The 11,716-nt window shown below is 68.4% G+C and carries 12 protein-coding genes; 5 read left to right on the forward strand and 7 right to left on the reverse strand.

The window, feature by feature from the left end; translation table 11 throughout:
* Positions 1-20 precede the first annotated feature (20 nt).
* From ACLJQ7_RS03730 to ACLJQ7_RS03740, 3 genes are all read left to right on the forward strand, one after another.
* Positions 21-1,262, forward strand: a complete 1,242-nt coding sequence (locus ACLJQ7_RS03730; RefSeq protein WP_410646717.1) for a histidine kinase — start codon at positions 21-23, stop codon at positions 1,260-1,262.
* Complete coding sequence (locus ACLJQ7_RS03735; RefSeq protein ID WP_410646718.1) at positions 1,259-1,921, forward strand: response regulator; 663 nt, start codon at positions 1,259-1,261, stop codon at positions 1,919-1,921. The genes ACLJQ7_RS03730 and ACLJQ7_RS03735 overlap by 4 nt, the downstream gene beginning before the upstream one ends.
* A gap of 102 nt (positions 1,922-2,023) precedes the next feature.
* Positions 2,024-3,199: a glycosyltransferase 87 family protein gene (locus ACLJQ7_RS03740; protein WP_410646719.1), complete on the forward strand. Its 1,176-nt coding sequence runs from the start codon at positions 2,024-2,026 to the stop codon at positions 3,197-3,199.
* A 13-nt stretch (positions 3,200-3,212) separates the two neighbouring features.
* Here ACLJQ7_RS03740 and ACLJQ7_RS03745 read toward each other — a convergent pair whose 3' ends face one another.
* Positions 3,213-4,307, reverse strand: coding sequence for an epoxide hydrolase family protein (locus ACLJQ7_RS03745; protein ID WP_410646720.1), 1,095 nt, complete (start codon positions 4,305-4,307; stop codon positions 3,213-3,215).
* 91 nt (positions 4,308-4,398) lie between these two features.
* Between ACLJQ7_RS03745 and ACLJQ7_RS03750 the strand changes: the two genes are divergently transcribed.
* Positions 4,399-4,857, forward strand: a complete 459-nt coding sequence (locus ACLJQ7_RS03750; RefSeq protein ID WP_410646721.1) for a MarR family winged helix-turn-helix transcriptional regulator — start codon at positions 4,399-4,401, stop codon at positions 4,855-4,857.
* On the opposite strand, the gene ACLJQ7_RS03755 is transcribed toward ACLJQ7_RS03750, so the two are convergent.
* Positions 4,854-5,729, reverse strand: a complete 876-nt coding sequence (locus tag ACLJQ7_RS03755) for a LysR family transcriptional regulator (protein WP_410646722.1) — start codon at positions 5,727-5,729, stop codon at positions 4,854-4,856. The two genes, ACLJQ7_RS03750 and ACLJQ7_RS03755, sit on opposite strands and share 4 nt — an antisense overlap.
* Before the next feature lie 50 nt (positions 5,730-5,779).
* Entirely contained in the window at positions 5,780-6,535 is a 756-nt protein-coding gene (locus ACLJQ7_RS03760; protein ID WP_410646723.1) for an SDR family oxidoreductase, read from the reverse strand.
* 151 nt (positions 6,536-6,686) lie between these two features.
* On the opposite strand from ACLJQ7_RS03760, the gene ACLJQ7_RS03765 reads away from it, so the two are divergent.
* Positions 6,687-7,907: a hypothetical protein gene (locus ACLJQ7_RS03765; RefSeq protein WP_410646724.1), complete on the forward strand. Its 1,221-nt coding sequence runs from the start codon at positions 6,687-6,689 to the stop codon at positions 7,905-7,907.
* On the opposite strand, the gene ACLJQ7_RS03770 is transcribed toward ACLJQ7_RS03765, so the two are convergent.
* The 4 genes from ACLJQ7_RS03770 to ACLJQ7_RS03785 form a co-directional block, all read right to left on the reverse strand.
* The gene (locus ACLJQ7_RS03770) at positions 7,904-8,761 is read right to left on the reverse strand and encodes a helix-turn-helix transcriptional regulator (protein WP_410646725.1); all 858 of its coding nucleotides are present in this window, start codon (positions 8,759-8,761) and stop codon (positions 7,904-7,906) included. The genes ACLJQ7_RS03765 and ACLJQ7_RS03770 overlap by 4 nt on opposite strands.
* 58 nt (positions 8,762-8,819) lie before the next feature.
* On the reverse strand, positions 8,820-9,623 hold the full coding sequence (locus tag ACLJQ7_RS03775; RefSeq protein WP_410646726.1) for an SDR family oxidoreductase: 804 nt from the start codon (positions 9,621-9,623) through the stop codon (positions 8,820-8,822).
* A gap of 100 nt (positions 9,624-9,723) precedes the next feature.
* Entirely contained in the window at positions 9,724-10,236 is a 513-nt protein-coding gene (locus ACLJQ7_RS03780) for a CGNR zinc finger domain-containing protein (protein WP_410646727.1), read from the reverse strand.
* A gap of 204 nt (positions 10,237-10,440) precedes the next feature.
* A complete protein-coding gene (locus ACLJQ7_RS03785; protein ID WP_410646728.1) occupies positions 10,441-11,565 on the reverse strand; it encodes a tyrosine-type recombinase/integrase in 1,125 nt (374 codons plus the stop codon).
* Positions 11,566-11,716: the final 151 nt, after the last annotated feature.

Here is an 11,716-nt window from a genome sequence, read left to right on the forward strand (position 1 = left end):
CGCAGGTAAGGTGATGCCTGATGATCGACCGACGACGCCTGCGGGTGTGGTGGAATGCCCTGCGCTTCACGGCGTTCGCCGGAACCGACGCCCCGCCGAAGCGCTCGGCGGGGTTGAGTTGGCTGCGCGCGCTCGCGATCATCGGATGTGGACTCTGGGCGGCTTTCGTCACGTTCTCGACCGTTTCGGTGTTGCCGCCCGCGAAGACGTTCAACGTGCTTATCACCGTGCTGCCCTGCCTGCTCGCGGTGCGTTCGCCGCTGTGGGGCTGGCGCACCCTGATCGTCGGCATCGTGACCACCCCGCTGACCCTGCCCGGCATCGCCGATTCCTGGGGCTGGCCATGGGCGCCGGGCTTCGCGTTCACCGCGGCGCTCGTCTTCTATCTGGTGGGGGAGAGCAACGATCAGCCGGAGCTCGCCTGGGCGGGCCTGATCTCGTTCTGCGCCGCCACGCCTTTCCTCGGTGACTGGCGTGATGCGGCGCTGCTCGTGTTGCTGGGCGGAATCGTGTTCTTCCTCGGCAACACCGTGCGCCAGCGCAGGCTCGCCGAGGAGGAACGTGCGGCGCACCAGGAACGCAGGCTCGCCGAAGAGACTCGGGCGGCTCTGCTGGAGGAACGTGCGGGCATCGCCAGGGAACTGCACGACGTGGTCGCGCACCATATGTCCGTGCTCGCGCTGCGCGCCGACTCGGCGCGGTTCCGGTTCGCCGATCAGGACAAGGCCGATCGCGAAGCCGAGATCTGGCGGGAGTTCGCCGACCTCGCCGGAACCGCCCGTGAGGGCCTGACCGAGCTGCGCAGGCTGCTCGGAGTACTTCGGTCGGAAGAGCGTGCTCTGGCGACGGCGCCACAGCCAGGGCTGGGCAAGGTCGTCGAACTCGTCGAAGGGGTCAAGGCCGCCGGCACCACGTGCGAACTCGAGGTGCGCGGCGGCTTCGACCACGTCCCGGTCGGCGTCGCGCTGTCGGTGTTCCGGATCGTGCAGGAAGCGCTCAGCAACGCGATCCAGCACGCTCCCGGATCGGCGGTCTCCGTCGAACTCGAGAGCGGGCCCGATTCGGTCCGGCTGCTCATCGAAAACGGGCCGTCGGCCGGTCCGAAGAGGACGGACCAGGCAGGCGGCGGACACGGCTTGGTGGGGATGCGGGAGCGGGCCGCTATGCTCGCGGCCGATCTCGAGGCAGGGGAGCGGCCGGACGGCGGCTTCCGTGTCGCCCTGACCGTTCCGCTCGATCGTGAGGGGTGTCCGGAACCATGATCTCGGTGGTCATCGCCGACGACCAGACCATGGTCAGGCAGAGCTTCCGTGCCGTGCTCGACGCACAGCACGACATCCAAGTGGTCGGAGAGGCCGCGGACGGGAACGCCGCCGTCGTACTGTGCGCCGAACTCGAACCGGACGTCGTGCTGATGGACGTCCGCATGCCCGAACTCGACGGCCTCGAGGCGACCCGGCGGATTCTGGCGGGTCACCGGGAAGTCCGCGTGCTGATCCTCACCACCTTCGACATCGACGAGTACGTGTTCGGTGGTCTGCGGGCGGGTGCCAGTGGCTTCCTCCTGAAGGACTCGCCGCTGGACGACCTGGTGACCGCCGTCAGGGTGGTGTCCGCGGGTAACGCGTTGTTCGCACCGACGATCACGAGACGGTTGATCGGCGAGTTCACCCGGACACACGCGTCGGTGCACGCGGGCCGAGCCCTCGTCGCCGAACTGACCGCGCGGGAGACCGAAGTGCTCCGGTTGGTCGCGCGCGGCCTCTCGAACGCGGAGATCGCGGAGGCGCTGGTGATTGTGGAGCAGACGGCGAAATCCCATGTCAGCAGGGTTTTCGCCAAGCTCGGCGTGCGTGATCGCGCGCAGGCGGTCATGGTCGCGTACGAGGCGGGTCTCGTCGTGCCGGGGACCACGCCCTGATACCGGGGTAGGGGTACCGGTGGAGGCGCATACCGGGGTAGCGCCGCCAAGACGGCCCTCCGGGGTGACGTCTTCCGGCTGCGTTCCGGAGATCGTTTCCCCATGGATGGGTCAGAAGGGCGGCGCGTCGACCCGGCGCTGATCATCGTCGGCGGAGCGATGACCGTATTCGCTTTGGTGGCGATCGTCTGGTGGCTCTCGGATACGCCGCTCGGGGTGGATTCGGCGGTCTACCGGGCAGGCGGATTCGCCGTCATACACGGGGAAAGCCTGTACTCACCACTGCTCGCGCTCCCCGGATGGGCGCCGGAGCTGCCCTTCACGTATCCGCCGTTCGCCGCGCTGCTGTTCACTTCGCTGACCGTGCTGCCCTCCCAATTGTCGTGGGGACTTCTCGCGCTGGCCGCCGCGCCGTCCCTCTACTGCGCACTCCGGCCGTTCGCCGACCGGGCCCACCTCCCGCTGCTGCTGATCGGCGCGTTCGCCCTGCAACCGGTATGGCAGACGATCGGCCTCGGACAGGTGAATCTCGTTCTCATGGCCGCCGTGGTCGCGGACATCTTCCTCCTGCGTGGCTCGCGCTGGAGCGGGATCACCATCGGCATCGTCGCGGCCGTCAAACTGATCCCGCTGATCTTCATCGCCCACCTCCTGGTGATCAGGCGGACCGCGGACGCCGCCCGGGCGCTCGGTGCCTTTCTCTGCGCTTCGGCGTTCGCTGTGGCCGTCCTGCCGTCGGACTCGGTCCGATACTGGACCTCGGCGATCTTCAACGATCACTTCGCCGAGATGAAAAGCTGGGTGGGAAACCAGTCCTGGCAAGGTTTCGTCGCGCGCACGGTGCCGGAAGGCCGCCCGGCGACGGTGGCGATCGTGGTGTTCGGTGTGGTGTGCTCGGCGCTGGCGATGTGGCTGGTACACCGTCTGCACCGAGCGGGTGACGATCGCGCCGCGCTGCTGGCCACCGCAGGATGCTCCCTGCTGATCAGCCCGATTTCGTGGACCCACCACTGGGTATGGGTGGTGCCCGCGCTCGGCGTCCTCGCGGCCAGGGGACGGCGTGGGGTAGTGGTGGCGGTGGCCGTCCTGTTCACGGGATGGACGGTCGCCGTGGTCCGGGGCGGCAGGGGAGTGGAGCGCAACTGGAACCTCACGGAGGCCATCGTCGGCAACGCCTACCTGATTGTGGCCTTCACCGGAGGTCTCGCCTGCCTTTCCTGGTCGAGATGTATAACGACCTATACGCCCGGGGTTGAGTTCAAAATCCGCGTCCCATGAAGAAAAAACCAACTCAGAGTCGGCTGACGGCTAGACCGAAGAAGAAATCGCGGATGTCTTCGGCGAGCAGGTCCGGCACCTCCATAGCGGCGAAGTGGCCGCCACGTTCGAACTCCGACCAGTGCCTGACGTTGTACAGCCGCTCGGCCAGTGGTCGCACCGACTGGGTGATGTCCCGCGGAAGTACCGCGACGCCGAGCGGTACCCGGCAAGGAGTGTTCCCCCTTCCGGCGTCGTGGTGGAGGCGCGCGGAGGAAGCCGCGGTCGCCGTCAGCCAGTACAGCGAGATGTCGGTGAGCATCCGGTCGTCACTGACCGGCGTGCGCGGGTCCGTCCACTGCGCGAAGCGCTCGGCGATCCAGGCGAGCTGGCCGACCGGCGAGTCGGTCAGCGCATAGCCGATGGTCTGCGGGGTCGCCGCCTGAAGCGCCTGATACGGCGGGCGATTCGCCATCAGCCGCTTGACCTTCTCCAGGCGGGCTTCGTCCTCTTCGGACAGTACGAGGCAGGCGTCCGGATCCGGCCGGGTCGGCAGGTAGTTCACGTGCACCCCGACGACGTGCTCCGGTGCCGCGGCGCCGAGTGCCGTCGAAATCCCCGAGCCGAAGTCGCCGCCCTGCGCGCCGTAGCGCTCGTACCCGAGGCGGCGCATCAGTTCGGCCCAGGCTCGGGCGATCCGGTCGGCGCTCCAGCCTCTTTCGTGGGTCGGTCCGGAGAACCCGTAGCCGGGAATCGAAGGGATCACCAGGTGGAAGTCCTGCGATAGCGGCTCGATCAGGTCGAGGAACTCGAGGAACGATCCGGGCCAGCCGTGGGTGAGGACCAGTGCGAGCGCGTCCGGTTTCGCCGACCGGAAGTGGACGAAGTGGATGTTCTGGCCGTCGATCTTGGTGGTGAAGTGCGGGAGCTTGTTGAGTTCGGTTTCGTGGGCGCGCCAGTCGTACCCGGTTCGCCAGTATTCGGCGAGTTCTTGGAGGCGGGCGAGCGGGAATCCGTAGTCCACGCCCGCGTCGGCGACCTCGTTGGGCCAGCGGGTGCGGGCCAGCCGGTCGGCGAGGTCGTCGAGGTCGGCCTGGGGGATGTCGATGCGGAAGGGCTTGATCGTCATGCGGTCTCCCAAATTGTTGGGTCGCTAAACGTTTGGCGGCTCAACGATACCGGCATCGTTCGGGCGGCCAACGATTCGTTAGACTCGTCACATGGAGAACCTTTCGGAGCAGGCGCGCGGCGGCTGGCGGAAGCTGCCCAGCTGGTTGCTCACGCAGACCGCCAACCACGCGCATCGCCTGGTGACCGACGGGTTCTCCGCCATCGACGCGCGCGGCTACCACTACCGCGTGCTGGCGACGCTGGACGAGTTCGGGCCCGCCAGCCAGGCGATGCTGGGCCGTCGGAGCGGTATCCACGTGAGCGAGATGGTCGCGACGATCAACGAACTCGCCGAGCGTGAGCTGGTCGAGCGTGCCCCGGATCCGGCCGATCGGCGGCGTAACGTCATCTCACTGACCACAGCGGGCGGGCGGCAGCTGCGACGGCTGGAGAAACAGCTGGCCGAACGGCAGGACGAGCTGCTGGCGCCGCTTTCGGCCGACGAGCGGAAGCGGTTCGCCGAGTTACTGTCGAAGCTGCTGGAGCACCACGACCGGGGCGGCGCCTAGAAACCTTGGGCGGACGCGAGAAACGCTTGACGCGCGTCGGAAGTGCTGTGCTGCGGCCAAAGTGCTTGCAGTGGGACGTGTACGGCGGGCCGCAGTTCCCTGACGTGGACGGCGCCGCCTGCCGCCGGCCCGGGTGGCGCGGTCACGAACGCGACCCCTTCGGTGTCGAGGACCGCGGTGACCGGTGGCGTTCCCTGGATGGGGTTGCGGCGGACATGGGGTTCGAATCCCGCGTCGCGGCAGAGGTTGACGAGCAGGTCGGTGTAGCCGGACCGGCCGGGGTGTCCCCAGACGGTGATCTCCTCGCCGTCGAGGTCGGTCAACGCGAGGTACTCGCGGTCGGCGAGCGGGTGTCCGGTGGCGACCGCGACGTTCAGCCGCTGCCGGATCAGGGTGGTCCCGACCAGGCCGTGTGCGAGGCTCAGCGCGCGGCCGAGGCCGAGGTCCAGTTGGCCGCCGAGCAGTTGTGCGACGAGTTCGTCGGGGTAGCGCTGGTTGACGTCGATGATCAGGTCGGGGTCGGTCTGGTGTCTGCGCAGGAGGGCGGTGACCTCGTCGCCGGTGACGGCGGGGGTGTGGCCGACGCGGAGTCGTTCCGGTTCGCTGCGGCCGATGCGCCTGGCGCGCCGGACGGCTGAGTCGGCGATGCCGTGCAGGAGGTGCGCGTCGGCGATCAGCGCCTGTCCGGCGGGGAGCACCGTGACGCCGGTGGCGCTCCGCTCGAGCAGGGGGACGCCCACTTCCCGCTCGAGCGTGCGCACCGAGGTCGACAGCGCCTGCTGGCTCAGGTGCAGCCGGGCCGCCGCGCGGGTGAAGCTGCCTTCTTCGGCGACGGCGATGAGGTGGTTCAGCTTGTACAGGTCGAGGCCCACCCCGGGGCTTCCCTTCGTGTCCGTCTACGGCGTCTCGGCCAGCGTAAGGGTCAGCGGGTGGTGTAGCCGCCGTTGGGGAACATCGTCTGGCCGGTGAACCAGGCGCCGTCGGTGGCCAGGAACCGGATGATCGGCACGATGTCCTCGATCTTCGTGAGTCGTCCGCCCATGGCCTGGGATTTGTGGAATTCGACCCGTTCGGGGGTTTCCTGCGGGTAGAAGAACGGGGTGTCCATGGGGCCGGGTGCGACGACGTTGACCGAGATGCCGCGGTCGGCGAACTCCTTGGCAGCGGCCCTGGTGAAGTGTTCCAGTGGGGCTTTGCCGCCGGCGTAGGTGGAGTAGCCGTCGGTGAAGGCCGCGAGCAGGGAGGTGCCGAGGCTGATGATCTTGCCGTTGTCGGAGAGGCGTCGTCCGGCTTCCTGGATGAAGAAGTAGGCGGCTTTGGCGTTGACCGCGAACATGCGGTCGTAGTCCTCCTCGGTGGTTTCGAGGATCGGCTTGCGCAGCACCATGCCGGTGGTGTTGATCGCGATGTCGGCGCGGCCGAAGGTGTCGACGGCGGTGTCGAAGAGGCGGCGGACGTCGGCGACCTCGGTGAGGTCGCCTTGGACGGCGATGGCTTCGGAGCCGGCTCCGCGGACGGCTTCGACGGTCTTGTCGGCGTCGGCCGCGGAGGCGTCGCCGTGGTAGTGGACGACGATCTTGGCGCCGGCTTCGCCGAGGGTGGCGGAGAGGAGTCCGCCGAGGTTCTTCGCGCCGCCGGCGATGACCGCGACGGTGTCCTTGAGGTTCTGTTCGCTCATGACTTCGAACGTAGGAGCCGGGGGCGTTCGCTGGGAAACACAAGATCGAGGTGGGGCCACAAGCCGGGTTTGTGGCCTTTCCCACCTGCGCGGAGCCGGGAATCTCCGGGATCGAACGGTGAGCTGACTTCGCATTGTGGACACTCTGAGCGTGCTCCGAGAAGTCGACGACCTTGATCAGCCCGCCACCCCCGAGAAGGCGCCCCGGCAGGGGCGTCCGGCGCGTGTGTTCGAGAGAGTCCTCGACAGACTGGCCTGGTCGCCTTATCCGAGGGCGATCCTGTGGTATCTCGTGATCCGGACGGCGAGTGTCCAGTTGCTCGATCTGCTGGCCGCCCGGCGTGGTGCCACGTTGACCGATCGGCTGACGGCGTGGGACGGGCAGTGGTATCTGCGGCTGGCGGTGCACGGGTACGCGGATCTGCCGGGGACGCTGGACGCGGCGCGGCAGCCGTATTCCGACGCTCCGATGGCGTTCTTTCCGTTGTATCCGAAGCTCGTCGCCGCGGTGATGTGGCTCGGGCCGGATGTGGTGACGGCGGCGTTGACGGTGTCGGTGCTGGCCGGTCTGGTGCTGGCGTGCGGGTTGATCCGGATCGGGCGGGCGGTTGCGCCGGAGCGGGGTGACCGGACCGGGTTGTTGCTGGTGGCGTTGTGGGCCGGGGCGCCGATGGCGATCGTGTTCTCGATGGCTTACACGGAAGCGGTGTTCTGCGCGTTCGCGGTGTGGTCGCTGGTGGGTGTGCTGGAGCGGCGCTGGATGCTGGCGGGTCTGTGCGCTTTCGCGGCCGGGTTGTCGAGGTCGACGGCGGTGGTGCTGGTCGCGGTGGTCGTGGTGGCGGCGTTGATCGCGGTCTTCCGGCGTGCCGAGAAGCGCTGGTGGGCATTGGCGGGCGCGGTGGTGGCTCCGCTGGGGGTCTTGGGGTATCTGGGTTTCGTCGCGTACCGGACGGGCAGCTGGACCGGCTGGCAGGACATCGAGTTGCGGGGCTGGAACACCGAGTTCGACTTCGGTGCGGAGACCGCGGCGTCGGTGCTGGCGCGGTTGACCGGGGACGAGTCGGTGTTCAGCACGCTGACGGTGTTGCTGCTTCTGGGTGCGGTCGTGCTGGTGCTGGTGGCGGCGTTGATCCGGGTGCCGTGGCCGTTGACGCTGTACGGGGCCGGGGTGCTGGCGCTGGCGATCGGCACGCGGGGGTTGCCGGATGCGAAGATCCGGTTCATCCTGCCCGCCTTCCCGGTGCTGGTGCCGATCGCGATCGGCTTGTCGAAGCGGCGGACGGTCACGGCGGTGGCGGCCGCGGTGGCGTGGGTGGTGCTGGGTGCGTGGTTCTCGGCGCACGCTCTGACGGCGTGGCGGTACGCGATCTAGTGGCTCTCGGCTTCGGTCGCCGCCCATGACGCCAGGAGCGCCAAATTGTCAGCGGTCGGTGTGCCCGCGGGTGCGGTGTAGACGTTCAGGTGCAGGCTGGGTTCGGCGGCGAGTTCCAAGGGTTCGACGTCCAGGTCGAGGCGGCCCACGATCGGATGTCGCACCCGCTTGCGGCCGGACCGGTGCAGCCGCACGTCCTGAGATGCCCACCGCTGCCGGAATGGCTCGCTGCACGTCGACAGTTCGCCGACCAGGGCGATCAGCTCCTCATCGTGTGGGTCGCGGCCCGCTTCCATGCGCAGCTTCGTGGCCACGGCACTGGCGACCTGGTCGTAGTCGACGAAGAATTCTCGGGCCGCCTCGGGGTTCAGGTAGACGAACCGCGCTGTGTTCGCGGGCCGTCGCGGGTCGGCCAACACCGGTGCATACAGCGCGCGGGCGAGTTGATTCGTGGCGAGCACGTCATAACGGCCGTTACCGATCCAGGCCGGCGCATCGGAGATGGCGTCGAGCACCTGCTGCAGCGTCGAGCGCACCGTCACGGTGGACCTACGCCGGCGTGGGCTGGACCGGCGCGCGAGGTGGAACAGATGCTGGCGCTCCGCCTCGTCGAGTTGCAAGGCGGAGGCCAACGCCTCGAGCACGCCGTCGGAGGCACCGGCGAGGCCGCCGCGCTCCATGCGGACGTAGTAGTCGACCGATACCCCGGCCAGTAGCGCTACTTCTTCGCGGCGCAGGCCTTTGACTCGGCGGTTGGCGCCGTAGGCAGTCAGGCCTGCCTGCTCAGGTGTGATGCGGGCGCGACGCGAGCTGAGGAACTCCCGGATATCGGTGCGTGGATCCATCGTGGCCATTCCCTCACCGTAAGCCCGCCCCCGCAGTGGGAGGGAGGCACTGTGGGTACCCCGGCGCCTAGGTTCCCGATGCGGTCGTCGCGATGCCGCCGTCCACCGGGATGACGGAGCCCGTGAGGTAGGACCCCGCCCGGCTGGCGAGGAACACGGCGACACCCGCCATGTCGTCGTCGCGGCCGAGCCGGCGCAGAGGGGCCTTCGCCGCGATCGTGTCACCGACGGCCTCGAGCGTGGCCGCCATCATGTGGGAAGGGAACGGTCCTGGGGCTACCGCGTTCACTGTGACGTGGTGTGGGCCCAGTTCCCTTGCCAGCACCCTGGTGAGTTGATGGAGTGCCGCTTTGCTGCCGGCGTACGAGTAGTTGGGCGATTCGGCGACGTGGATGGCGGCGATACTGCCGATGTTGATGATCCGTGCGGGATCATCGGCGGTGCCCGCCCGGCGGAGTGCGGGGAGCAGCGCCTGCACCAGCCAGAACGGTGACTTGAGGTTGAGGTCGAGCACCGAGTCCCAGGCCTCGTCCGGGAACGTATCCAGCGGCTCGCGCCACATCGCTCCCGCGTTGTTGACAAGGATGTCGAGGTGGTCCGATTCGGCCTTGACGAGATCAGCGAGGCGCCGGCATTCGTCGTGCCTGGACAGGTCGGCGGGAATCGCTTGAACGTCGCCGAATTCGGCCAGTAGTTGCTGCGCCTCCGCGCACGTGTCCGCCTTGCGTGAGCTGATGACGACGCGGGCGCCCGCCTGGAGAAGACCGCGCGCGATCATCATCCCGATGCCCCTGGTGCCGCCAGTGACAAGGGCGTACTTTCCGCGCAGATCGAATAGTTCTGTGTGAGCGGTGAATTGTTCGTCCGCCATGGGTCTCCGTACCTCTTTTCCTGATTCCGGTCTGAATCAGGTTGACAGGCGTTTTGGGCGTCGGGGAGACCCTGGTGATGCAGGTACTGCGAGGGCCCCTCTAGCTCGCTTGCCGGTTCCGGTGGTCGGCGACGTGGACCCTGGTCGCGCAGCGGGTCGAGCAGAATCGGCGGCGGCCGTTGCGGGAGACGTCGACGTAGACCGTTTCGCAGCCTTCGCGTGAGCAGACGCCGAAGCGGTCGGGGGCGTCGCAGACGAGGTGTGCGAGCCCGCCCGCGGTGTAGGCCCGGACTCGGGATGCGGTGCCTGCTTGTGCGTCGACGTAGTGCAGGTGGGGTGCCTTGCCGTCGTGGGTGGAGATGTAGGGCTTGGACGCGGAATCGTGGAGGAGTGCGTTGACCAGGTCGACGCGGGTGGCCGGGTCGGCTTCGAAGACGTCACGGAGTCTGTTGGTCCAGGCGATGATCTCGGTCGCTTCGTGGTCCTTCACGGCGGCGACGGTCATGCGGTCGCGGAAGATCGCGGTCAGCGTGGCCGGGTTGGCGGAGTCGCCGAGGTTGACCAGGTCGGCGGCGATCTGCGCCGCCGCTCCGCCGTAAGGGTTGAAGTGCATTGACTCATTACAGCACTATCGGGGCATGGAAGCGAACAAGTGCCCGCGGTGTGGGTGGCCGCTGGCCGAACTGCCTGGAAGCGCGACGAGGTCCCAGCGGGTCTCCCAGGGAAGGCTGGAGTACGTCCGGTGTCTGTGCGGGAGCTGGCTCGCACGTGTCGACGGTGTGGTGATCGGGGCGACGAAGTCCCAGTTGGGACAGGCTCAGCTCTGACGGTGCCGCGCGTCGGCGAGCAGTTGCGCGAGCGCGTGCACGGGAGAGGTCTCCAGCTTGTGGCGATGCGCGTCGTAGCGGTCGCGGGTGGTGCGGATGTCGGCGTGCCCCAGGAGGTCCTGGACCTTCTGCACCGGGACGTCGTTGGCCAGCAGGAGGGTGCCGGTGGTGCGCCGCGCGGTGTGCGGGGAGATGGTGTTCGCTTCGGCGAGTCCGGCGGCGCGGGCCTGTGCCCGCAGGAGGAACCAGACATCCCGTTGCGCCAGTGGTTTCCCGCCGGATTTGGTGCTGTCGTAGCGGTGGGGCATGGTCGCGAGCAGCGGGCCGGTCAGCTCGTCGGGGCGGACGCCGGTGCGCGCGGCGCGTAGTTCGAGGTAGCGGCGCAACGGGTGCTGGGCGGCGGGGACGAGCGGGACGAAGTCGCGGTGACCGCCTTTGGCGATGTAGCGCAGGATCGTGTGCCCGGAGTCGGTGTCGAGGTCCTGCACGGTGGCGGTGGTGAGGCCGGAGACGCGCAGGCCGGTGTAGAACAGGATCGCGACGACGGCGGCGTCGCGCCAGGACGGTTCGGTGGCGTTCGCGCGGGCCCGCTTTTCCATGTGGTTCAGCAGTTTCGCCGTCGACTCGCCGCCGAGCGCGGGCAGCGGCGGGGTTTTGCCGGTCTTGGGCCGGTTGACCGCGGAGACCGGGTTGCGGTCGGCGATGTCGTTGGACTGCAGGTACCGGTACCAGCTGGAGATGCCGGCGAGGGTGCGCGCGACGGTGGAGTCCGCGGCGGGCCGGGGCAGGCCGTCCTTGCCGGTGACGGTGAGGGTGTTCTTCCAGGCGTCGACGTCGGCGCGGCGGGCCATGAGCGGGTCGAGCCCGGTGCGGGCGCACCAGCCGAGCCAGGCCGAGAGGTCGGCGTAGTAGGCGCGGCGGGTGTGATCGGTCTTGTCGGTCTCGAGCCAGAGCGTGGTGATGTGCCGGATCGCGTACCGGTCGAGCGGGTCCGCCGGAGGAAGCGCGGGCAGGAGGGCGACGGCTTCGGCGAGGATCTTCCGCCGGTTCTCGGGCCTGGTCTCGGGAAGCCGGGACGGCGGCTCCGGCGCGGTGGGCACGAGTTCGGCGGACATCGTGATCATCCTAGCGACGATGGGCTGCGGTTGATCCCGACCTGTCCGTGGAGGCCTCCTTGAGGGACTCTGGGTCCTCAAGGAGGCATTCACGCGCAGCCAAGTACCTGCCCCAAGTTGGAACCGAGCCCGCCAATTTTCGTGAGGTCGG

The organism is Amycolatopsis sp. cmx-4-54, from assembly GCF_046548895.1.
Classification (GTDB): domain Bacteria; phylum Actinomycetota; class Actinomycetes; order Mycobacteriales; family Pseudonocardiaceae; genus Amycolatopsis.

Excerpts from the sequence above, each read along its gene's own strand:
- ACLJQ7_RS03760 (WP_410646723.1), bottom strand. The coding sequence starts at position 6,535 with ATGAGCGAACAGAACCTCAAGGACACCGTCGCGGTCATCGCCGGCGGC.
- ACLJQ7_RS03780 (WP_410646727.1), bottom strand. The coding sequence starts at position 10,236 with ATGCACTTCAACCCTTACGGCGGAGCGGCGGCGCAGATCGCCGCCGAC.
- ACLJQ7_RS03745 (WP_410646720.1), bottom strand. The coding sequence starts at position 4,307 with ATGACGATCAAGCCCTTCCGCATCGACATCCCCCAGGCCGACCTCGAC.
- ACLJQ7_RS03775 (WP_410646726.1), bottom strand. The coding sequence starts at position 9,623 with ATGGCGGACGAACAATTCACCGCTCACACAGAACTATTCGATCTGCGC.
- ACLJQ7_RS03730 (WP_410646717.1), top strand. The coding sequence starts at position 21 with ATGATCGACCGACGACGCCTGCGGGTGTGGTGGAATGCCCTGCGCTTC.
- ACLJQ7_RS03770 (WP_410646725.1), bottom strand. The coding sequence starts at position 8,761 with ATGGCCACGATGGATCCACGCACCGATATCCGGGAGTTCCTCAGCTCG.
- ACLJQ7_RS03785 (WP_410646728.1), bottom strand. The coding sequence starts at position 11,565 with ATGTCCGCCGAACTCGTGCCCACCGCGCCGGAGCCGCCGTCCCGGCTT.
- ACLJQ7_RS03735 (WP_410646718.1), top strand. The coding sequence starts at position 1,259 with ATGATCTCGGTGGTCATCGCCGACGACCAGACCATGGTCAGGCAGAGC.
- ACLJQ7_RS03750 (WP_410646721.1), top strand. The coding sequence starts at position 4,399 with ATGGAGAACCTTTCGGAGCAGGCGCGCGGCGGCTGGCGGAAGCTGCCC.
- ACLJQ7_RS03740 (WP_410646719.1), top strand. The coding sequence starts at position 2,024 with ATGGATGGGTCAGAAGGGCGGCGCGTCGACCCGGCGCTGATCATCGTC.